The organism is Epibacterium sp. Ofav1-8 (assembly GCF_022348185.1).
Lineage (GTDB): Bacteria > Pseudomonadota > Alphaproteobacteria > Rhodobacterales > Rhodobacteraceae > Epibacterium.
Genome location: NZ_JAKRFD010000007.1, coordinates 196,020 through 214,432, shown reverse-complemented (window position 1 = coordinate 214,432; position 18,413 = coordinate 196,020). Strand labels below are relative to the sequence as shown.

Annotated in this window: 19 protein-coding genes; 11 read left to right on the top strand and 8 right to left on the bottom strand. The window is 64.4% G+C overall.

The annotated features are described in order from the left end of the window. The first annotated feature begins 23 nt into the window (after positions 1-23). Both MHM97_RS13345 and MHM97_RS13340 read left to right on the top strand, forming a co-directional pair. Positions 24-1,562 carry a trimethylamine methyltransferase family protein gene (locus MHM97_RS13345; protein WP_239322847.1) on the top strand — a complete coding sequence of 513 codons (1,539 nt, stop codon included), beginning with the start codon at positions 24-26 and terminating at the stop codon, positions 1,560-1,562. 70 nt (positions 1,563-1,632) lie between these two features. Then, positions 1,633-2,646, top strand: coding sequence for a GlxA family transcriptional regulator (locus MHM97_RS13340; RefSeq protein WP_239322846.1), 1,014 nt, complete (start codon positions 1,633-1,635; stop codon positions 2,644-2,646). Here MHM97_RS13340 and MHM97_RS13335 read toward each other — a convergent pair. Beyond that, positions 2,643-3,038, bottom strand: a complete 396-nt coding sequence (locus MHM97_RS13335) for a VOC family protein (RefSeq protein ID WP_239322845.1) — start codon at positions 3,036-3,038, stop codon at positions 2,643-2,645. The two genes, MHM97_RS13340 and MHM97_RS13335, sit on opposite strands and share 4 nt — an antisense overlap. A 151-nt stretch (positions 3,039-3,189) precedes the next feature. Then, positions 3,190-4,632, bottom strand: coding sequence for an NCS1 family nucleobase:cation symporter-1 (locus tag MHM97_RS13330; protein ID WP_239322844.1), 1,443 nt, complete (start codon positions 4,630-4,632; stop codon positions 3,190-3,192). A 169-nt stretch (positions 4,633-4,801) separates the two neighbouring features. Here MHM97_RS13330 and MHM97_RS13325 point away from each other — a divergent pair, with 169 nt between their 5' ends. From MHM97_RS13325 to MHM97_RS13305, 5 genes are all read left to right on the top strand, one after another. Beyond that, complete coding sequence (locus MHM97_RS13325; RefSeq protein ID WP_239322843.1) at positions 4,802-5,458, top strand: GntR family transcriptional regulator; 657 nt, start codon at positions 4,802-4,804, stop codon at positions 5,456-5,458. Positions 5,459-5,617: 159 nt separating this feature from the next. Then, the gene (locus tag MHM97_RS13320; protein ID WP_239322842.1) at positions 5,618-6,007 is read left to right on the top strand and encodes a hypothetical protein; all 390 of its coding nucleotides are present in this window, start codon (positions 5,618-5,620) and stop codon (positions 6,005-6,007) included. Positions 6,008-6,065: 58 nt separating this feature from the next. Continuing rightward, positions 6,066-6,665, top strand: a complete 600-nt coding sequence (locus MHM97_RS13315) for a hypothetical protein (RefSeq protein WP_239322841.1) — start codon at positions 6,066-6,068, stop codon at positions 6,663-6,665. A 101-nt stretch (positions 6,666-6,766) separates the two neighbouring features. Beyond that, positions 6,767-7,378, top strand: coding sequence for a hypothetical protein (locus tag MHM97_RS13310; protein ID WP_239322840.1), 612 nt, complete (start codon positions 6,767-6,769; stop codon positions 7,376-7,378). 16 nt (positions 7,379-7,394) lie between these two features. Continuing rightward, positions 7,395-7,979 carry a hypothetical protein gene (locus MHM97_RS13305; RefSeq protein WP_239322839.1) on the top strand — a complete coding sequence of 195 codons (585 nt, stop codon included), beginning with the start codon at positions 7,395-7,397 and terminating at the stop codon, positions 7,977-7,979. A gap of 33 nt (positions 7,980-8,012) precedes the next feature. Here the strand turns inward: MHM97_RS13305 and MHM97_RS13300 are convergent, their stop codons facing one another. Next, the gene (locus MHM97_RS13300; RefSeq protein WP_239322838.1) at positions 8,013-8,342 is read right to left on the bottom strand and encodes an antibiotic biosynthesis monooxygenase family protein; all 330 of its coding nucleotides are present in this window, start codon (positions 8,340-8,342) and stop codon (positions 8,013-8,015) included. A gap of 107 nt (positions 8,343-8,449) precedes the next feature. Between MHM97_RS13300 and MHM97_RS13295 the strand changes: the two genes are divergently transcribed. Together MHM97_RS13295 and MHM97_RS13290 are read left to right on the top strand one after the other, a co-directional pair. Continuing rightward, positions 8,450-9,118 (top strand): hypothetical protein, encoded by a 669-nt coding sequence (locus MHM97_RS13295; RefSeq protein ID WP_239322837.1) that lies wholly within the window; start codon positions 8,450-8,452, stop codon positions 9,116-9,118. Between the two features lie 55 nt (positions 9,119-9,173). Beyond that, positions 9,174-9,674, top strand: coding sequence for a HugZ family pyridoxamine 5'-phosphate oxidase (locus MHM97_RS13290; RefSeq protein ID WP_239322836.1), 501 nt, complete (start codon positions 9,174-9,176; stop codon positions 9,672-9,674). On the opposite strand, the gene MHM97_RS13285 is transcribed toward MHM97_RS13290, so the two are convergent. The 5 genes from MHM97_RS13285 to MHM97_RS13265 form a co-directional block, all read right to left on the bottom strand. Then, positions 9,671-11,956 carry a glycosyl hydrolase family 28-related protein gene (locus MHM97_RS13285; RefSeq protein ID WP_239322835.1) on the bottom strand — a complete coding sequence of 762 codons (2,286 nt, stop codon included), beginning with the start codon at positions 11,954-11,956 and terminating at the stop codon, positions 9,671-9,673. The genes MHM97_RS13290 and MHM97_RS13285 overlap by 4 nt on opposite strands. Before the next feature lie 120 nt (positions 11,957-12,076). Next, positions 12,077-12,490, bottom strand: a complete 414-nt coding sequence (locus tag MHM97_RS13280; protein ID WP_239322834.1) for a DUF4864 domain-containing protein — start codon at positions 12,488-12,490, stop codon at positions 12,077-12,079. A gap of 88 nt (positions 12,491-12,578) precedes the next feature. Then, positions 12,579-13,733, bottom strand: a complete 1,155-nt coding sequence (locus tag MHM97_RS13275; RefSeq protein WP_239322833.1) for a hypothetical protein — start codon at positions 13,731-13,733, stop codon at positions 12,579-12,581. Positions 13,734-13,742: 9 nt separating this feature from the next. Next, complete coding sequence (locus tag MHM97_RS13270) at positions 13,743-14,045, bottom strand: PAAR domain-containing protein (RefSeq protein WP_239322832.1); 303 nt, start codon at positions 14,043-14,045, stop codon at positions 13,743-13,745. Positions 14,046-14,203: 158 nt separating this feature from the next. Beyond that, positions 14,204-15,847: a lysine--tRNA ligase gene (locus MHM97_RS13265; protein ID WP_239322831.1), complete on the bottom strand. Its 1,644-nt coding sequence runs from the start codon at positions 15,845-15,847 to the stop codon at positions 14,204-14,206. A gap of 185 nt (positions 15,848-16,032) precedes the next feature. On the opposite strand from MHM97_RS13265, the gene MHM97_RS13260 reads away from it, so the two are divergent. Together MHM97_RS13260 and dacB are read left to right on the top strand one after the other, a co-directional pair. Further along, on the top strand, positions 16,033-16,635 hold the full coding sequence (locus MHM97_RS13260) for a nicotinate-nucleotide adenylyltransferase (RefSeq protein WP_239322830.1): 603 nt from the start codon (positions 16,033-16,035) through the stop codon (positions 16,633-16,635). Positions 16,636-16,748: 113 nt separating this feature from the next. After that, positions 16,749-18,233, top strand: a complete 1,485-nt coding sequence (dacB, locus tag MHM97_RS13255; RefSeq protein ID WP_239322829.1) for a D-alanyl-D-alanine carboxypeptidase/D-alanyl-D-alanine endopeptidase — start codon at positions 16,749-16,751, stop codon at positions 18,231-18,233. Positions 18,234-18,413 lie beyond the last annotated feature (180 nt).

The window sequence follows — 18,413 nt, the reverse complement described above, 5'->3', positions numbered from 1 at the left end:
GCAGATGAAGGACCTTGGACCAGATGGCCAGATCAGGACGACGGGGCGGACGCGGCGGTATGGCCGCCCGCGCGGAGAACAAGATCGAACAGCTCCCCTGGAGCCAGACCCACCTGCCCTACCAGCCGCTGGAAGTGGTCACCGAAGAGCAGCTGGAACAGATCCACCGCACCTCCATGCGGGTGCTGTCGGAGGCCGGCATCCGGGTGATGAGCGAGACGGTGATGGATCTGTTCGAACGTGCGGGCGCCATCGTGGACCGGGACGAGATGATCATCCGCATCGACGAAAGCATCGTCGCACAGGCGCTGGAAACCGTGCCGCAAAGCTTTGACATGGTGGCGCGCAATCCCGAAAAGCGCATCACCATGGGTGGCCGCGCGATGAACTTCGGCCTTGTCGCAGGCCCGCCCAACACCCACGACATGATCAACGGCAGACGCGCGGGCAACCACGAGGATTACTGCAATTTCATCCGTCTGGCGCATCACTTCAACGCGGTGAACATCATCGGCAATCAGGTGGTGGCCCCGATGGAACTGCCCGCCAACACCCGCCACCTGGACACCTATCTGGCCAATCTCACCCTCTCGGATTTGACATTTCACTGCACCGCCATTGGGCGCGGACGAGCGCTGGACGGCATCAACATGATGGCGATCAGCCGCGGCATCTCGGTCGAGGAGATGCGCGAAGTGCCCGGCGTGGTGACGGTGATCTCGGTGAACTCGCCGCGGCTGCTGGACGAGGCGATGACCGACGGGCTGATGGCGATGGCCGAACATGGCCAGCCGGTCAGCATCACGCCCTTTACGCTGATGGGGGCGATGACGCCGGTGACCCTGCCCGCCGCCATGGCGCAACAGAATGCCGAGGCGCTGTTCGGCGTGGTGCTGACGCAACTGGTGAACCCGGGCACGCCGGTGCTTTATGGGGCGTTTACGTCGAATGTGGACATGCGCTCCGGCGCGCCGGCCTTTGGCACGCCGGAAAACACCAAGGCCAATATCATCGCCGGTCAGCTGGCGCGGCGCTACCGGGTGCCCTACCGCACCTCGAACGCCAATGCCTCCAACTGCGTCGATCTCCAGGCCGCCTATGAAACGATGATGTCGACCTGGGGGGCCACCATGGGCGGGGCCAACCTGATCTACCACGCGGCGGGCTGGCTCGAAGGGGGGCTGACCGCGTCGATGGAGAAATTCATCCTCGATGTGGAGATCATCCAGAACATGAAGGAATTCATGAAGCCGATCAGCTTCAGCGAGGATGAGCTGGGGCTGGAGGCGATCAAATCGGTGCCCACCGGCGGCCATTTCTTTGGCGCCGCGCATACGATGGAGCGTTACGAGACCGCGTTCTATCGCCCGTTGTTGTCGGACTGGACCAACTACGAGAATTGGGAGGCCGCCGGTGCCAAGGATGCGCTGACCCGCGCCACCGCGCTGTGGCAGCAGGCGCTGCGCGAATACGAGGAACCGGCGCTCGACCCGGGCGTGGCCGAGGCGCTTGATGCCTATGTGATCCGCCGCCGCGAAGAAATCGGCGCGGGGGAGCCCTGAACCTCCACAAGCCCCAGACCGGAACCCGCTGACCGGAGAGTGACCGATGTTGCAGGACAGACCGCAGCACATGTCTGAGGAAGAGACCGCCACCCCCGCGGCGCCCGCCCCGACAGGCCCGGTGAGCGCGCCTGTGCAGCGCTTTGTTCTGATGCTGCTGCCGGGGCATTCGCTGCTGTCGGTCAGTGGTTTTCTGGACACGCTGGCGCTGGCCAACCGGCTCTGCCGCGCGCAGCCCCTGACAAGCCTCTGCGTCACGCTGGACGGGGCGCCGGTGACCTCGTCCTGCGGCCTCGCCCTGCCTGTTTCCGGCAGCCTCCGGGATTTGCGGCGCGGCGATCTGCTGTTGCTCTGCGGCACGCCCGACATCCCGCGTGCCACCCTGGATGCGGTCACCCGCGGCCTGCGCAGCGCCATGCGCCACGGGGTGCGCTGCGGCGGGCTGGAGCGCGGCGCCGAGGTGCTGGCCATGGCCGGCCTGTTGACCGGCAAGACCGCCACCACCCATTGGCGCCATCAGAGCAGCTTTGCCGAAGGCTACCCGCAGGTGGTGCTGGCGCGGTCTGCCTTTGTCTTTGAGCACGACAGTTTTTCCTGCGCGGCCGGCACCGCGGCGATCGACCTGGCGCTGTGTTTCATCCGCAGCCTGCTCGGGGGCGAGCTGGCCGATCAGGTGGCGGATGAGCTGAGCTATACCCAGCAGCACCGGCTACAGGCGCTGACTTCCGACATCTCGCCCCATTTCGCCCATGTGACCCATCCGCGCCTGCGCCGGATCATCCGGGCGATGGACGACAATGTCGAATACCCGCTGCCGATGCAGAGTTTTTCCGAACTGGTCGGCATCTCGCAACGGCAGGTGGAACGGCTGTTCCTGCGCTACGTGGGTCTGCCGCCCAAGCGGTTCTACGACGATCTGCGGCTGGACCGGGCGCGCAATCTGCTGTTGCAGAGCGAGATGCCGATCACCGAGGTGGCCATGGCCACCGGATTTGCCTCGCCCAGCCATTTCTCCAAGAAGTTCCGCCTGCGCTTTGGTCAGACGCCGTTCGAGCTCCGCTCCGGGCGCGTCACCAGCGTCTAGCGGAAGCGGCCACCCTGCTCGATCACTTCGATCTGATAGCCATCCGGGTCGGCGACAAAGAAGAACCGCGCCACCCGTTCGCCGCCGGGGCGGAAATCGACGATGTCGCGCGGCGCCCCACCGGCGGCCTCGACCCGGGCGCGGGCCGCTTCCAGATCCGCAACCACAAACGCGATATGGCCATAGCCATCGCCCAGATCGTAAGGCTCCGTGCGGGATTTGTTGACGGTCAGCTCCAGCTCGAAGGCACCTTCGGGGGCGGTCATGTAAATCAGCGTGAAGTCGTCGAAATCGAGCCGGTCCGCGATCTCCATCGCAAAGGCGGCCTTGTAGAAAGCCACGGAGGCCTCCTCGTTCAGAACGCGGATCATGCTGTGGGCAAGTTTGGTCATCGGCTGCGCCTCGTGTTGACTGCGGGTCCGGGACTGCTCAAACCGCAGCGGCAAACCGATTGCAACCCCCGGCCTGCCCAGGGCCGTTCCAATGCAAAAACGCCCGACACTCGGCCGGGCGTTTTGATGATGTCAGAGGCAGGGACCGTGCTCAGCGCGCGCCGTTGCCCTTTGCCAGTGCGTGATAGAGGACACCGCCCAACAGCGCGCCGATCACCCAGTTGTAGCCGGAAAGGAAGCCGAACCACGGCACCCAGACGGTGGCCACCGAGAAGATCCCCGCCAGGGCAAAGGCCTTGACCGCCGCGCCGTTCCAGCCGTTGTTGTAGTGGTAGGCGCCGCCTTGCGTGTCATAGAGATCGGCGAGGTTCAGCTGCTCCTTGCGGTGCAGGTAGTAGTCCACGATCATGATGCCGAAGATCGGCGCCAGCGTCGCTCCCAGCGTGTTGACAAAGCCGCTGATGCCGAACTGGCTGATGAAGCTGGTCCAGAAACCGCCGATCACCAGCGCAAACACCGAGGTGATGAGCCCCGCCTTGCGAAAGCTGATGGTCTCGGGCGACAGGTTGGCGATGCCATTCACCGCCGGGATGAAATTGGCCACCAGGTTGATGCCCACCGTCGCCGCAAAGAAGGTGATCGCGGCAATGATGCCCAGCAGCACGCTGTCCGTGCGCTCGACGATCTCGGTCGGGTTGATGATCTCCGCGCCAAAGACCACGGCCGCACCACCGGTGGTCAGAAGCGCCAGCGCCGAGAACAGGATCATGTTGAACGGCAGACCGGCCAGGTTCCCCTTCACCATCGTCGGCTTGTCCTTGGCATAGCGCGAGAAGTCGGAGAAGTTGATCATCACCGCCGAGAAATAGGCCACCATGGTGCCGATGATGGCGATGAAGCCGTTGAACTCGGTCCAGAAGGTGCCCTCGGGGTTGGCAAAGATGGTGGCGGTGGCCGACAGCAGCTCCCCGTCGGAGCGTTGCCACAACACCACCACGAGACCGATCATCACCACATAGACAAAGGGTCCGGCGATATTGAGGAAGGTCTCAACCCAGTTCATGCCGCGCCAGAAGATCACGATGTGAAAGCCCCAGACCAGCACGAAGGACAGCCAGTCGATGCCGGTGAGGCCAAAGATCTCCGCCCCGCCGCTCAGCCCGGTGAGTGACCGGATCAGCAGCGCCAGCGCGGTGGAGGCGAAATAGACCTGCACCCCGTACCAGAACACCGCCACCGTGGCGCGCAGCACCGCCGGCAGCTTGGCGCCCTCGGTGCCGAGGCTGGCGCGGGCCAGCACCGGATAGGGGATGCCGTATTTCTCGCCCGCAGCGCCGGAGAGGTTCACCATCCACATCACGAACAGGCCCGACACCACCAGCGCCGCAAAGGCGGTCCAGCCGCCGACGCCATAGGAGATGAACAGAGACGCCACCAGCGAGTAGCCGAACAGCGACTGCACGTCATTGGCCCAGATGTTGAAGATGGCGAACCACCCCCAAGTTTTTTCCTCCGGCGTCACCGGGCTCAGGGTGTTGCCGGTGGGGTCCAGCGTGCCGCTGTCCGCCAGATGCGTGTGTTCCGTGGATGCCATGTCAATCTCCCTGTGACGGCCCGCGCGGCGCTCTTTTGAAAAGTTTTTACATTGCCGCGTTATAAAGCTTGCACGTAACATGTTAGAGAGTATTCTAGATGGGACGCTATAAGAAAATTCAGATAAGACTTTAAGGCCTGCATTGTTAATGCAGGTCGGGGGGAGAGATATGAACCAGGCACAGGGCGCTCAACTTCAGACCGATCTGGCCCAGGCCGCGCTCTGTGATGCGCTGCGCCAGGGGATCCTGCGCGACGGGCAGTTCGTGTCCATGCCGCAGCTGGTCGACCTGATCGGCTATCCGCTTGCCGCGGTGCGCGAGGCGGTGAAATACGCCAGTGCCCAGGGGCTGCTGACCACGGTGCCCAAGCGCGGCGTGCAGGTGATGGAGGCGCGCCCGGAAACCATCCGCGCCTGTCTCGATTTCCGCATGGTTCTGGATCAGGAAGGCGCCCGCCGCCGCATTGCCAAAGGCGCATTGAGCGGGCTTGATGACCTGCGTCAGCAGCATCAGGACATGCTGGCCGCCGCCGGTGCCTCCGACAGCGACGCCCAGCCGCCCCGGGCCATCGCGGTCGACCTGTCGTTGCACGACTACCTGTCAGACGGGCTCGAAAACGAACAGCTGGCCCGGGTCTATGGCGCCAACCGGATGCGCATTGCCATTATCCAGAATGCCCGGCCCTTCCTTCAGGTGCGCATCGTCTCGGCGATGGAGGAGCATCTGGCCATCATCGATGCCCTGGAACAGGGCGATGCCGAGGCCGCCGTGCAGGCCATTTCGACCCATTGCGCGCAAACCCTGCGCTGGTGGGGTGTTGCCTGACGCCAGCGGCCACACCACCGCCCCCCATCACGTCACGGTGAGACGCCCGCGATACCGGATGCCGAGGCGTGCTTGCGCTGCTATCGAATAACAGGCAGCTTTGCGGTGTTATATGTGCATCCGGATTGTCAGATCGCCCCATTCAAAGGACGCCCCGCCATGTCCCGCTTCTTTCTCGCCCTGCCCGCCCTTGCCCTGATTGCGGCCTGCGCCACGCCGCAGGAACGCTGTATCCGCCAGGGCGCGGCCGAACAGACCCGGCTCCTGAACGAGATCAAGGAGACCGAGAACAATATTTCCCGCGGCTATGCGATCCACCGCCAGACGGTGCCGGAAACCGTGTTCTACACCTGTCGGCGGGTACGGGATGGCAAGGTGGTGGGCTACTACCCCTGCCCCGAGACCTATTACCGGACCATCGAAACACCGGTCGCCATCGATGTTGCCGAAGAACGCAAGAAGCTGCGCGGTCTGAAGGACGCGCTGCCAGGGGCCAGCACCCGCGCCGCCGAAGCCGCCGCGCAATGCCGCATCCTGCACCCCGAATAGTCCCGGCTGCATCCACGCGCGCCACCGCCCTCCGCTGCCCGTTCGCAAAGGACCGCCCATGCTCCGCCTTCTGACTGCCGTCACCCTGTTCTTCCTGCTGCTGCCCGCGCTGTCGACGAGCGCACGCGGCAGCGATGGGTTCAGTGGCCGCCCCGGCTGGGGACTGCGCCTGAACGACGACAGCACCGAGGCGATCGCGACCCAGCTCAGGACTGATTTTCGCCGCTGCCAGGGCGCGCCCAAGGTCTATCGCTACGACTGCTACCGTCGCAGTTACCGCACCGGAGCCCACGCCCTGCGCGGCAGCCGCGAATACGCCCCGATTGCCCAGGCGCTCGCGCTGGTGGAACAGCGCATCGGTGCCGCGGTGGAGGCCAACCTCGACCCCAGCCAGCGCAACCTGCGCGAGAACATCTTTGTGCAGCACCGTGCGGTCAAACCCGACGCCGTGCCCGCGATCAAACAGGCCACATTGGCAGCCATGGAAGAGGCCACCACGATCCTGTTGCGCACACCGGACAACGAACAGAAAAAGCATTTCCAGCGCGTTGCCGCCGTGATCCAGTCCAACAAGGTGCTGCTGCGCTCCGCCCTGATGCGGCTGCCGGGGCCCTTGCGCAGGCTTGCAACCCTGCCCGCCTTCGCGCCGCTCGGCTAGGCACGCACGGCTTTTGCCCGGGGGGCGGAACCTGCCGCTAGGGAAACCGGGATCACCCGTGCTACGCTGCCTGTACCGAGCAACGACGGAGCAGGTCGATCATGCGATTTCTCATTCTTCTTCTGACCCTTGCCACCTTTGTCCCGGGGCCGGGCGCCCATGCCGGAAACCGGGGCGACGGCGGCGGTGGTGGCGGCCGCGATTCGAGCAATACGGTCAACAACCGCACCACCCGCGAGGTGGTCAGGCTGCTGGAGAGCGGCGTCGGCGAGTGCCTGCAACTGTTCGAGGCTTACCGCTTTGACTGCATCCGCAAGACCTATGGATTTGCCGCCCGCAAGATCAAGGGCGGGATCGACTACCAACCCGCCTACGAGGCGCTGCGCAGCGTGGAAAAACGGGTCGAAGCCGCGGTAAACGCCAATGCCGATCCCACCGCCAAGCGCATCCGCAAGGGGCTGGTGCGCTACAGCGCCGTCAAACCCGCGGCCATTGCGGCGGTCAAACGCGAAACCATCCGCGCCATGGAGGACGCCAGCACCGTTCTGCTGCGCTCCCCCGCGCCGCATCAGAAACCGCATTTCCAGAAAATCGCCGCGGTGATCGATTCCAACAAGGTACTGCTGCGCTCCGCCCTGTTGCGCGGGCCGGTGCAACTCTATCGACTGGCGCTTGGGCTCTGGCCGGTCGCGCCCCTATCGCATCGCGGTTAGCACAAGGAGACCCCTCATGCGTGCCTTGCTGACCTGCGCCCTTCTTGCCCTGGCTGCGCCCCTGACCTCTGCCCTGCTGCTGCCGGTCGAGGCGGCACGGGCACAGGATCACGACGGGGCCAGCCGCGATGCCCCGCGCGGCCTGTCCACCCGCACCACCGACGGGCTGATCCGGCAAATCGACCGGGATCTCTACACATGCTACAAGCTGGGCGATCTCTACTACTACGATTGCTACCGCAAGACCTTTCGCCGTGCCGCATCGACCCTGCGCGGCAACCGGGATTACGAGGCGGCCTATACGGCGATGAAACTCTGCGAGACCCGCGTCGGGCGCGCGGTTGATGCCAACCTGGCGGCCGATTTGCCGCGCAAGCGGGCCGGGTTTGTCAGCTATGTCGCCATCCGCCCCGACGCCTCCGCCCGCCTGCGCCAGACCACGCTGGATGTGGTGGAAGAGGCCAAAACCGTGCTGCTGCGCGCGCCCTCTGCGGGGCAGAAACCGCATTTCCAGAAGATCGCCCAGGCGCTCGATTCCACCAAGGTGCTGCTGCGCGCCGCGGCCCGGTCGTGGATCACCTGGTGGCAGCAGCTGGCGTGATGCCCCGAACCCTGCGCCCGGTGCCCGACGCGGCTACTCAGGCTGACGGAACGTCGCCACCACATCATACATCACCGGCTCGAAGCTGCGGCATAGCGTGTTCAGCACCCGGTTGCGCTTGCGCATCTCTTCGCTGCGCAGCATCTCCATGAAATCCTCCCGGTGGCGCCACTGGGAATAATTCGCCACCCGTGTCTGGGCATCATTCACATGCAACCCCGCCGCGACAAAGCCGGGCTGGTGGGAAATAAAGGACGCATAGGCATCTTCCAATGCGTCAATCAGGTCCTGGCACGTGCCCGGCGTCACTTCGAAGGTGGTGATAACCGTCTGCACGTCGTTGGATTTTGCTATCGTCGGCATGAGATCCTCCCTGGCATCCTCTCTTTCAGACTATGGCACCTGACTTGAAAGTCGACAGAATTTCGCTCTACCCTGGGTGGAGTTAGCCGCTCTGGGAGGATCCGCCTGTGCGTCACGCCATCGCGATTGCCCTGTGTTTGCGGCTGTTGATCTGCGCGCCGGTCGCGCAGGCCGGGGCCTGGCTGGAACCCGACGGCGGCGGGTTCCTGTCCAGCAGCCTGCGGGCCCGCCCGACGGGAGGCGAGATCGGGGCATATGCGGCCTATGGGGTGACGCCGAACCTGACCTTCGGGATCGACATCAACCGCAGCGAGGACGCCGGATTTCCCGCCGCCCATGCGCTGGTCTTTGCCCGCCTGCCCCTGCGCCAGCGCGACGAGGGTTGGCAACTGGCGCTGGAACTGGGCGCGGGAGTGGCGCGCACGGGCGCGGAGTGGGCCGGCATGCAACGGGTCACCCTGTCCGCCGGGCGCGGGCTGGACTGGTCCGCCGGTGGCGGCTGGGTCTCGGTGGATCTGTCGCGGGAATGGCGGCAGGGCGGCGCCCAACGCGCCTGGAAGCTTGACGGCACGCTCGGGTTCCATCGCGCGCAGGGCCCCGCACCGATGATCCAGCTGGAACTCTACCAGCCGGATGATAGCGAGATGATCCAGAAGCTGTTGCCGGCCCTCCGCTGGCAGTTGTCGGAGAACCGCGACCTGGTCGCCGGGCTGGAATGGCGGTCCTTCGGCGATGCCCGGCTTGGCCTCAAGCTGGAACTGTGGCACAGGTTCTGAGCCCTGCCAGCACCACCCTGCCCGCCCGGCCAGTCCCCACGCACCGGAGCCAGACATGACAGACCGCCCTCCCGCCTCGCCGATCCGCCCCACTGATGACGAAGCGCGCAGCCTCGCATCAGATCTGATGCAGAACGCGACATTTGCCGCCTTGGCCACGCTCAGCGCGGTAGGCCACCCGGTGCAGAGCCGCGTGGCCTTTGCGCTGGATGCTGGGGGGCGGCCGATCTCTCTGGTGTCCACCCTGGCGCAACACACGCAGGCGATCGCCGCGCGCCCGCAGGTGTCGCTCCTGATCGGGGAGCCCGGCGACAAGGGCGATCCGCTCACGCATCCGCGCCTGACGCTCAATGGACGCGCCGAGATCCTGCCCAACGCCTGCCCCGCGCATGAGGAGATGGCCGCGCAGTATCTGCGCCGCCACCCCAAGGCCAAGCTCTACATCGGCTTTGCCGATTTCCACTTCGTGCGGTTCCAGATTGATGAGGCCTTTTTGAACGGCGGTTTTGGCAAGGCCTATGTACTCACCCCCGCCGATCTGGGCCTGAGCGCCTAGCGGTCGATGCGGATCAGCGCCCGCACGGTGCCGCGCACGGCCTGTTCCCAGACGATGTCGATCTCGTCATTGTTGCTGCCTTCCTGCGTGCGCACATAGTGGCCGGGATACACCACCGCGCCGCTGCTGCCGCGCAGTGATCCCTCAACGATCACCGCATCCACCGCGCGGCTGTATCCCTGAAACGGCAGCGTGCCGCCGGTGGGTATGGTCCAGGTGCTGGCAGCGGTGTTCTGGTCAAACTCCACCCGCAGCGGATTGCGGCACTGGGTGCTGACGTTGTGAAAGCTGTTGGCGTCAAAGAACACGTCCTTTGCGCGCGAAAAATCGAGAGTGGCAAAGCTGGTATCGACCCGCTCGGCCCGGTCGATGGTGCCGTTGATCGATCGGAACTTGTTCCCGGTCACCGATACCCCATTGAGGAAATGCCCGCTGCCGTAAGGCTTTATCACGATATAGCTGAACCAGCTCGCCACATCACCGCTGAGGAACACATTGTCGGTGATCGACATGGCCGCAAAGGAGAACCCGCCGGTGAAATCGGGGTTTGCGTCATATTCGTTGGTCCACTCGATAAAGCAGTTGTCGATGTAGTTTTCCGAAATCGTGTGCGAGGCATAGGTATCCGTCACCACGATCCCGGCGGTGCGAATGCCGCCTGCAACACTGTCACCCTGAAAGAAGTGGTTGCCGGTGACCGTGTGGTTCGACCCGGCCATCACCGCCCAATGCAGGAACCGCGTGGCGCGGTTGTGGCGCAGCTTCACATCGTTGGAGTTCACGTTGAGCGCAATACTCTCGCGCTCCGCCACATCCATGGCGTCCTCGTCCGACAGGAACTGGCAATTGTCCACCAGCATGCCCTGACAGCCGCTGCCGATCGAGGTGATCCCGCGCGCCTTGGGGCGGGTGAAAAAACAGTCGTGCAGCGCAAAGACGGTGCCTGCGGGCGCCAGACGCAGCGCGCTGGCGACGCCGTTGCACTGAAATTCCACGCCGGAGATGCCGAACTTTTTCAGCGCCGAGAAGCCGGAGAAATCCAGCATGTATTTGAACGCGGTGAAGGTGAAATTCTGCGTCCCTTCTGCGTCATACAAGGGCTGGCTCAGGGTCAGCTCGGTCGCGCCGACGTTCTTTGCGGTGACATAGACCTCGCGCCCGACCCCAGCGCCCTCGACCAGCGCGCCCACCGGAATGGCCGAGATATTGGCCACATTGGTCAGTTTCTTCTTGTCAGAGCTGTCATAGGTCGCCTGCGCGGTGACCACGTCATGATCCCAACTCGCGCCCGCCTGCGCCGTGAACTGGCCGTTGCGGATATAGCGGCGGGTGGCGTAGCTGGTGCGATTTGGCACCGCCGCCTGCATGTCGATGGGGCCGCTGACGGCGATGCTGCGCCCGCCGAGATCAAGGCTTTCGTGATCGACACTGTTCAACAGCGCCTGAAACGCCTTCTTGAAGGCCAGTTCCTCATCCCCAAACGCCGCCGCATAGGTCGGATAATCATAGCTCTTGGTCAGCAGGAGCATGGCGCTGTCGGGCATCGACAACGTGCCCTCAAAGATCACATCATGATTGAGCGACAGCGTGTTGTTGATCCGAAATTCGCCCTCGGGCACCAGAATGCGACGGCCATTGGCGGCGTCATCCGCCGCCTCGAACGCGGCGTGGCAATTGGTGGTGCCATCGCCCACGGCGCCAAAATCGGTCACATCCACCACGCTCAGCATATCGCGCAAAAAGACGCTGGTGATGTCCTCGATCACGATGTCGTCGACGCGGATCACACCACCATTGGCCCCGGTCAGGTTCAACCCGAGGTGCCCGTAGGCGGCGTCCAACCCCCAGGGCATATCGACCCCGGAGCGGCTGCCGGTGCCGACGATGGCCTGCACCTCGACCACCTCGCCATAGGCGCTGAGTGTGGTTCCGGGGCCGCTCTCGATCACGCCGGAGACATGGGAGTTGTTGGCCGCCCCGGCCCAGCCCGCGATGCGCACGGTGGGAAAAGCGCCGCTCATGGCTTTGACGCGGGCGGTGACCCGCAGGTAGCAGCCCGGCAGGATCGGCGTTTCGCCCATGTACCGCAGCCGCTGGGTGCTGTCGGTCTTTTGCAGCTCCAGACAGCCGCCAAAATCCGCGTCGCCCGCAACCACGGCGGCATTTGCCGCCCCGTCATAGGTGTCGGAGCCGGGTGTGCCATTGCCGCTCGACCAGACGTCCAGACCGTCGGTAAACGCGGGCGGCATCAGTTGCAGACCGTCGGTGATTGCCTTGTTCATGAAAAACCCTTTCCTGTTCCACCACGCCGGGATTGGGAAAGGGTTCTATCAGGTCGGATTTAAATCCCGCTCAGGACGGCGTGCGCCGGACCCGCAACACCGGCGGCCGCGCAGGCCGGTTCAGACGTTTGCACCGGGTGCCTTCAGAAGCTGCACCGCGTTGATTTTCCACCCTGTTTCGGTCTCGACCATCTGGTAATCCAGCATGTGGATACTGCCATCTGCATCGGTCACCATGACCCGTTGCCACAGGTTGCCGGCGACCTCGCGCAGCTCCAGATAGCGCACCTCGGCGGGGCGCCAGACCATCGGATAGCCCTGCTCCACCATGGTGGCAAAGCGCTCCGGCGTGCCAAAGAGCTGGCGGATGCCCGGCGATGCAAACCCAAAGGCGGCCTGCGCGTCATCGGACAGGAAGGCCGCGATCTGCGCGTCAATCACGCTGGTGATCGGCTCTTTCTGTGCCTGCGCCACCGCGCCCCAGCTTGCCCATGTGATCCCCGCCGCCAGTGCTATCGCCATGCCCGTACGCATTGCGTTCCCTCCCGAACAGATCCTGTCCTAAGGGGACCTAGCGTGGCAGCCCGCACAGTCAAAACGCGCCCCGCCCAGCGCAGTGCGGTCAGGCGGCGAAATCGCAGGCGGAACAGGCGCCAAAGGGCTTTTGCCGCATCAGCTTGGTCATGACCGAACCAAGCGCCGCGATCACCTCAAGCACCGGGGTCACGGGCGGCGGCGGCATCTGGGTGCTCATCGACGCCATCAGGCCCGGACCGGAGGATTTGGTGACACGCCCGCCTTCCAGCACGTCCTGGACCTCCGGCAGCATCTCGAACTGGCTTTGCAATTCGGCGGCCGGCAGCGGCACGGCAATGCGTTTCTTGGCCCAATGGGTGTACATCGCATTGATCCGTGACTGGCCCGCCGGGGTCAGCGCATCCTCGCCAAAGGCCTCGTGGATGACATCCAGATCGGCCATCTCTGCCGCCAGCGCCATCAGGATCGGCAGCGGTGTCTTGGTGCGCGGCACCGGAAAGCTCTGAAGCGCCTTGTACTGGCTCTTGAGCTGCTCGATGAAGGCAGGCGTCAGCGGCGGCTTGTTCAGCGCCGCGGTGCTGCTGGCCAGCCCCGCCAGCTGGGTCGCCAGTTTCAACTGCGCCGGGGGCAGGCCAAAAGCGGGAAGCCGCATCTTTGGCAGACGGGAGGCAAATTGCAGCGTCGCGTTCTGCTTGGCGAGGCTGGTGCCGCCATCGCCCAGCGCGGCGCTTTCGTTCAGCTCCATCTCCATCACCTCGAAGGGGCAGAGCCCCTGCGCCCGCAGCGCCAGCGTCATATGGGCGCCAAGGGCAAGGTGCTGATAGCTCGGCTGGGGCATCTGCGGCGGCAGCGAGCGGGTCTGCGCCATCACGTTTTCCTCAAGGCTGAGGATCGCCTGCGTCAGTTCCTCCTTGAGCGCCTCGAGGTCGTCCAGCGGGAACAGTGCCGCGGGCACCGCCAGCCGCGCTGCCAGGGCCAGCACCGGCCCGCCGCCGGACGGCAGATCGCTGGGCAGCGTGCCATTCGGCGCCTGCGCCACGATATTGGCCGCCATCCAGTTCTGGTCCTGCGGCAGCATTTCGGCCAGGTTCAGATCGGTGCGCGCGCTGAGGTTGGCGTTCAGCTTCATCAGCTTGAGCATATTGGACAGCTGCGGCGGCGGCGCATCCACCCGCAGGCTGTCCCGCGTGGTCGATGGCAGCGCCATCGGCAGTTCCAGATCCTTGCAGAAACAGACCATGCAGGGGGCTCAGCCGCCGATGATCACGGTCGGCGCCCCGACGCTGACCATGCCGCCATGGGCACAGGTGTCGATGACGATGCGCACCGCGGGCTTGCCACCGACCAGCACGGTCGAGGAGCCTTTGGCCAGCGTGTCGGGCGGGCCGACGCAGACCGCCATGTCGCCCATCACCGCCTGCGGCAATCCGCAGGTCAGCACCGTCGGCACACAGGGACCGGAGACCGGCCCGCCCACATGCGGAATGGGCGGCACGCCGGGCGTCACCATGGGGCAGACATGCATATCCGAGAGTCGCGCCGCTGGCATCATAATGAAGTCCTCCGAAATAACCTTGGGTAGAAGATAAACACCTCAACGGCCAAAAAGAAGTGATCCGTCGCAGAAGTTTTTTGAAAAACCCGCCGGTGGAGACAAAACAGGCGCCCGTCGGGGCGCCTGCTGCAAGGTCACATAGACAAAATCGGCTGTCAGACCAGCTCGCCCGCCAAGGCGCTCTCGATCAGCGCGATGCTGTCCTCAACGCCATAAAGCGCGATGAAGCCGCCAAATCGCGGACCCTGGCTCGCGCCCAAGAGCACCTCGTAGATCGCCGAGAACCACGCACGAAGGGGCTCGAACCCGTGGATCTTGCCAATGGCAAAGACCACGGACTGCAGGAACTCGTCGTCGGCAAAATTGGCTTCGGGCAGCGGATCATCGTTGCCGACCAGCTCGTTTTTCTTGGCGATGGCCGCCAGTGCCGCCTCTGGCGAACGCAGCGCATCGGCCAGATCCGTGAGGGCTGCGCGCTCCTGATCGGTGGGCAGGCGGTAGGTTTTTGCGGGCTTCACGAAGTCATTGAAATAGCGCACTGCGTGGCCTGCGGCCTGATCCATGCCGGGATGGGTCTCGGCGGTGGCGTCGGGCGCGTATTTGTTGATGAAGCCCCAGAGGGTTTCCTTGTCCTCGGCGTTGGATACGCTGGCGATGTTCAACAGCATCGAGAACGGCACCACCATATCCGACTGCGGGACATTGCCGCCGTGGATGTGCCAGACCGGGTTGTTCAGCTGCGCCTTCAGGTCCTGACCGTGATAAGCCCGCAATTGCTGGTGATATTCATCCACCGCCTTGGGGATCACGTCAAAATGCATCCGCTTGGCGGTCTTGGGCTTTTGATACATGAAATACGCAAGGCTCTCGGTCGAGGCGTAGGTCAGCCACTCGTCGATGGAGACGCCGTTGCCGGAGGTCTTGGAGATCTTCTGGCCGTTTTCATCGAGGAACAATTCATAGGTGAAATGCTCCGGCGCGCGCTGGCCCAGCACCCGGCAGATGCCGTCATAGATCGGTGTATTGGTGGAGTGGTCCTTGCCGTACATCTCAAAATCGACGCCAAGCGCGGCCCAGCGTGCGCCAAAGTCAGGCTTCCACTGCAATTTCACATTGCCGCCGGTCACCGGCAGGGTCCATTCGCGACCGTCCTCATCATCAAAGGTGATGGTGTAGGTCTCGGCGCAGACTTTCTTCATCGGCACATAGAGCACGCGGCCGGTGTCCGGGTGGATCGGCAGGAAGATGGAATAGGTCTGGCGGCGTTCCTCGCGCAGCGACTTCAGCATGATCGCCATGATGTCGTCGTATTTTTCAACCGCGCGCTTCAGCACCTCGTCGAACTGGCCGGAGCCGTAGAACTCGGTCGCGGAATAAAACTCATACTCGAACCCGAAGGTGTCGAGGAAGCGGCGCAGCATGGCGTTGTTGTGATGGCCAAAGCTCTCATGCGTCCCAAACGGGTCCGGCACCGAAGTAAGCGGCTTTTGCAGATGTTCGGTCAGGCTCTCGGAATTGGGCACGTTGCCCGGCACCTTGCGCATGCCGTCGAGGTCATCGGAAAAGCAGATCAGCTTGGTCGGAATATCGGAGATCACCTCGAAGGCGGTCTTGATCATGGTGGTGCGGGCCACCTCGCCGAAGGTGCCGATATGGGGCAGACCGGAGGGGCCGTAGCCGGTCTCGAACAGGACGAAGCCCTTCTCCGGCGCGCCCTTGGCGTAACGTTTGAGAACACGGCGTGCTTCTTCAAACGGCCAGGCTTTGCTCTTCAGAGCTTCTTCGCGCAGATCAGACATTGAGGGACTCCATCGGTGTCTGTGAGGTCAGCCCGCCACCCCATGTGGCAGGACGCACCCCCTTATGAGAGAGGCAGCGCCAGAGTCAACAAGCCCTGCCCGTCACGCGGCGGTTTTGCCGCCTGCACTGGCCATATGTCATCCGCCGTTGCCATCCCCCGACAAATCTGTACACCACTCCCCTGATGAGAAACGCGTTTCCCTTCTTGCGCCCGGGCATGACGGTGGGCCTGTTGGGTGGATCCTTTGATCCGCCCCATCACGGGCATGTGCAGATTTCGCTTGCGGCGCTCAAGCGGTTCAACCTCGATCAGCTGTGGTGGCTGGTCACCCCCGGCAATCCGCTCAAGGAAAACCCGCCCGCCTCGATGGCGCGGCGGATGGGGGCGGCGCGCGAACTCATGCACCATCCCCGCGTGCGGATTTCCGACATCGAAGCCCGGCTGGGCACGCGCTACACCGCCGAAACCCTGCGCCACCTGCGCAAGACCTACCCGCATGTGCGCTTTGTCTGGTTGATGGGTGCCGACAACCTGGCCCATTTCCACCGCTGGAAGGACTGGCGCAATATCCTCGACACGGTGCCGGTGGGGGTGCTGGCGCGCCCCGGCGAACGGATCTCCGCACGTCTGTCGCCTGCCGCACGCAGCTATCGGGCAGATCGCATTCCCGCATCGCAGAGCCAACGGCTGGCCCGGGCCGACGCCCCGGCCTGGTGTTTTGTCAATGTCCCGATGGTGGATGCCTCCTCGACCGAGATCCGCCGCCGGGGAGACTGGTCCGACTGACGCCCGCGCCACGGCCCCCGGGGCATTGCACGCAGGCGTCACAAAAACTTCTTTGACATATTACCCTCAAAGCATTTGCCGAATGGCAGGGAATTTGATTCAAAATACGCAACATGATCTCACGTCGCCGTTTCATAACCACCGCCCTTGCCACGCTTGGCTCCAGCTCCGCGCTTGCCAATGCCCCCAGCTACACCCCGCGCCCCCGGATGCGCGGCCTCAACCCGCTGAGCCCCGGGCGCGACGGGCTGGAGGCGATCCTCAAAAACGCCGGCCTTTCGGGCGAGGTGGTCTGCGCCGTTGCCGATGCCCGGAACGGTCAGGTGCTGGAAAGCGCCGACGGTGACCGCGGGCTGCCACCGGCAAGCGTCGCCAAGGTGGTCACGGCGCTCTATGCCCTCGATACGCTGGGCGCCGGCCACAGGTTCCGCACCCGGCTGATTGCAACCGGCCCGGTGCAGAACGGCGTCTTGCAGGGCGATCTGGTGCTGGTGGGCGGCGGTGATCCGACCCTCAGCACTGACGGGCTGGCCGACCTCGCCGCAGGCATGAAGGCCGCGGGCCTGCGTCAGGTCTCGGGGCGGTTTCTGGTCTGGGACGGCATGCTGCCCTTCGTCAAATCCATCGACCCCGGTCAACCGGATCATGTGGGCTACAGCCCCGCCGTCAGCGGCATTGCCCTCAACTTCAATCGCGTCCATTTCGAATGGAAACGTGCCGGCGGCAGCTGGGCCGTCAGCATGGACGCCCGCACCCAGAAATACCGCCCGGAGGTGTTCACCTCCAAGATGGCCGTGGTGCGGCGGGATCTGCCGGTCTACACCTATCAGGACAAATCCGGCGTCGATCACTGGACGGTGGCCAGCGGCGCGCTTGGCAATGGCGGGGCGCGCTGGTTGCCGGTGCGCAATCCCGCGCTCTATGCCGGCGACGTGTTCCAGACCCTCGCCCGCGCCCATGGCATCGCCCTGCCCAACCCCAGGCAGGTGGCACGGATGCCCTCCGGCAGCCTGATCGCCCAGCATCAGAGCGACCCGCTGCCGGTGCTGCTGAAGGGCATGCTGAAGTATTCCAACAACCTGATGGCCGAGATGATCGGCATGAGCGCAAGCCTGCAACGGGACGGGCGACCGGGCTCGCTTGCGGCCTCAGGGCGCAGCATGAGCAGCTGGGCCACCGCGAACCTCGGCATGCAGTCCTGTCGTCTGGTGGATCATTCCGGCCTCGGCGATCAGTCGCGGCTCAGCGCCAATGACATGCTGCGCGCACTGGTCCTGGCCCATCGCGACGGGGCGCTGAAACCGCTGCTGAAACGGATCTACCTCCAGGACGCCAAGGGGCGCCCGATGAAGACCCATCCGGTGCAGATCGCCGCCAAGACCGGCACCCTGAATTTCGTCTCCGGGCTGGGCGGGTTTGTCACCGCCGAGGACGGGCGCGAGTTGGCGTTTGCGATTTTCTCCGCCGATCTGTCGGCGCGCTCCCGCATCAGCCGTGCAGAACGCGAACGTCCGGCGGGCGGGCGCAGCTGGAACCGGCGCGCCAAACGGTTGCAGCAGGCATTGCTGGCGCGCTGGGGGCAGGTTTACGGCAGTTGACCGCCCCCAGCGGCCCCAATCTCGGCGCCCGCACCCCCGGATAAGACCAGTTTGCCGGTTTCCGGGGCAGACCACCCCTCCGGATAAGCCCAGAATCCAGTTTTGGTGGGGCCAGTGCACTCGTGACAGTTGTCAGCGAGGACATGGATCGTAACCATTTGCGAAGGTCCGCATAAAAAT

What these genes read in the sequence shown, in the direction of transcription:
- MHM97_RS13265 (WP_239322831.1), bottom strand. Translation starts at nt 15,847, where the DNA reads ATGTCTGATCTGCGCGAAGAAGCTCTGAAGAGCAAAGCCTGGCCGTTT.
- MHM97_RS13345 (WP_239322847.1), top strand. Translation starts at nt 24, where the DNA reads ATGGCCAGATCAGGACGACGGGGCGGACGCGGCGGTATGGCCGCCCGC.
- MHM97_RS13310 (WP_239322840.1), top strand. Translation starts at nt 6,767, where the DNA reads ATGCGATTTCTCATTCTTCTTCTGACCCTTGCCACCTTTGTCCCGGGG.
- MHM97_RS13325 (WP_239322843.1), top strand. Translation starts at nt 4,802, where the DNA reads ATGAACCAGGCACAGGGCGCTCAACTTCAGACCGATCTGGCCCAGGCC.
- MHM97_RS13320 (WP_239322842.1), top strand. Translation starts at nt 5,618, where the DNA reads ATGTCCCGCTTCTTTCTCGCCCTGCCCGCCCTTGCCCTGATTGCGGCC.
- MHM97_RS13330 (WP_239322844.1), bottom strand. Translation starts at nt 4,632, where the DNA reads ATGGCATCCACGGAACACACGCATCTGGCGGACAGCGGCACGCTGGAC.
- MHM97_RS13340 (WP_239322846.1), top strand. Translation starts at nt 1,633, where the DNA reads ATGTCTGAGGAAGAGACCGCCACCCCCGCGGCGCCCGCCCCGACAGGC.
- MHM97_RS13305 (WP_239322839.1), top strand. Translation starts at nt 7,395, where the DNA reads ATGCGTGCCTTGCTGACCTGCGCCCTTCTTGCCCTGGCTGCGCCCCTG.
- MHM97_RS13260 (WP_239322830.1), top strand. Translation starts at nt 16,033, where the DNA reads ATGAGAAACGCGTTTCCCTTCTTGCGCCCGGGCATGACGGTGGGCCTG.
- MHM97_RS13270 (WP_239322832.1), bottom strand. Translation starts at nt 14,045, where the DNA reads ATGATGCCAGCGGCGCGACTCTCGGATATGCATGTCTGCCCCATGGTG.
- MHM97_RS13335 (WP_239322845.1), bottom strand. Translation starts at nt 3,038, where the DNA reads ATGACCAAACTTGCCCACAGCATGATCCGCGTTCTGAACGAGGAGGCC.
- MHM97_RS13285 (WP_239322835.1), bottom strand. Translation starts at nt 11,956, where the DNA reads ATGAACAAGGCAATCACCGACGGTCTGCAACTGATGCCGCCCGCGTTT.
- MHM97_RS13300 (WP_239322838.1), bottom strand. Translation starts at nt 8,342, where the DNA reads ATGCCGACGATAGCAAAATCCAACGACGTGCAGACGGTTATCACCACC.
- MHM97_RS13280 (WP_239322834.1), bottom strand. Translation starts at nt 12,490, where the DNA reads ATGCGTACGGGCATGGCGATAGCACTGGCGGCGGGGATCACATGGGCA.
- MHM97_RS13315 (WP_239322841.1), top strand. Translation starts at nt 6,066, where the DNA reads ATGCTCCGCCTTCTGACTGCCGTCACCCTGTTCTTCCTGCTGCTGCCC.
- MHM97_RS13290 (WP_239322836.1), top strand. Translation starts at nt 9,174, where the DNA reads ATGACAGACCGCCCTCCCGCCTCGCCGATCCGCCCCACTGATGACGAA.
- dacB (WP_239322829.1), top strand. Translation starts at nt 16,749, where the DNA reads ATGATCTCACGTCGCCGTTTCATAACCACCGCCCTTGCCACGCTTGGC.
- MHM97_RS13275 (WP_239322833.1), bottom strand. Translation starts at nt 13,733, where the DNA reads ATGGTCTGTTTCTGCAAGGATCTGGAACTGCCGATGGCGCTGCCATCG.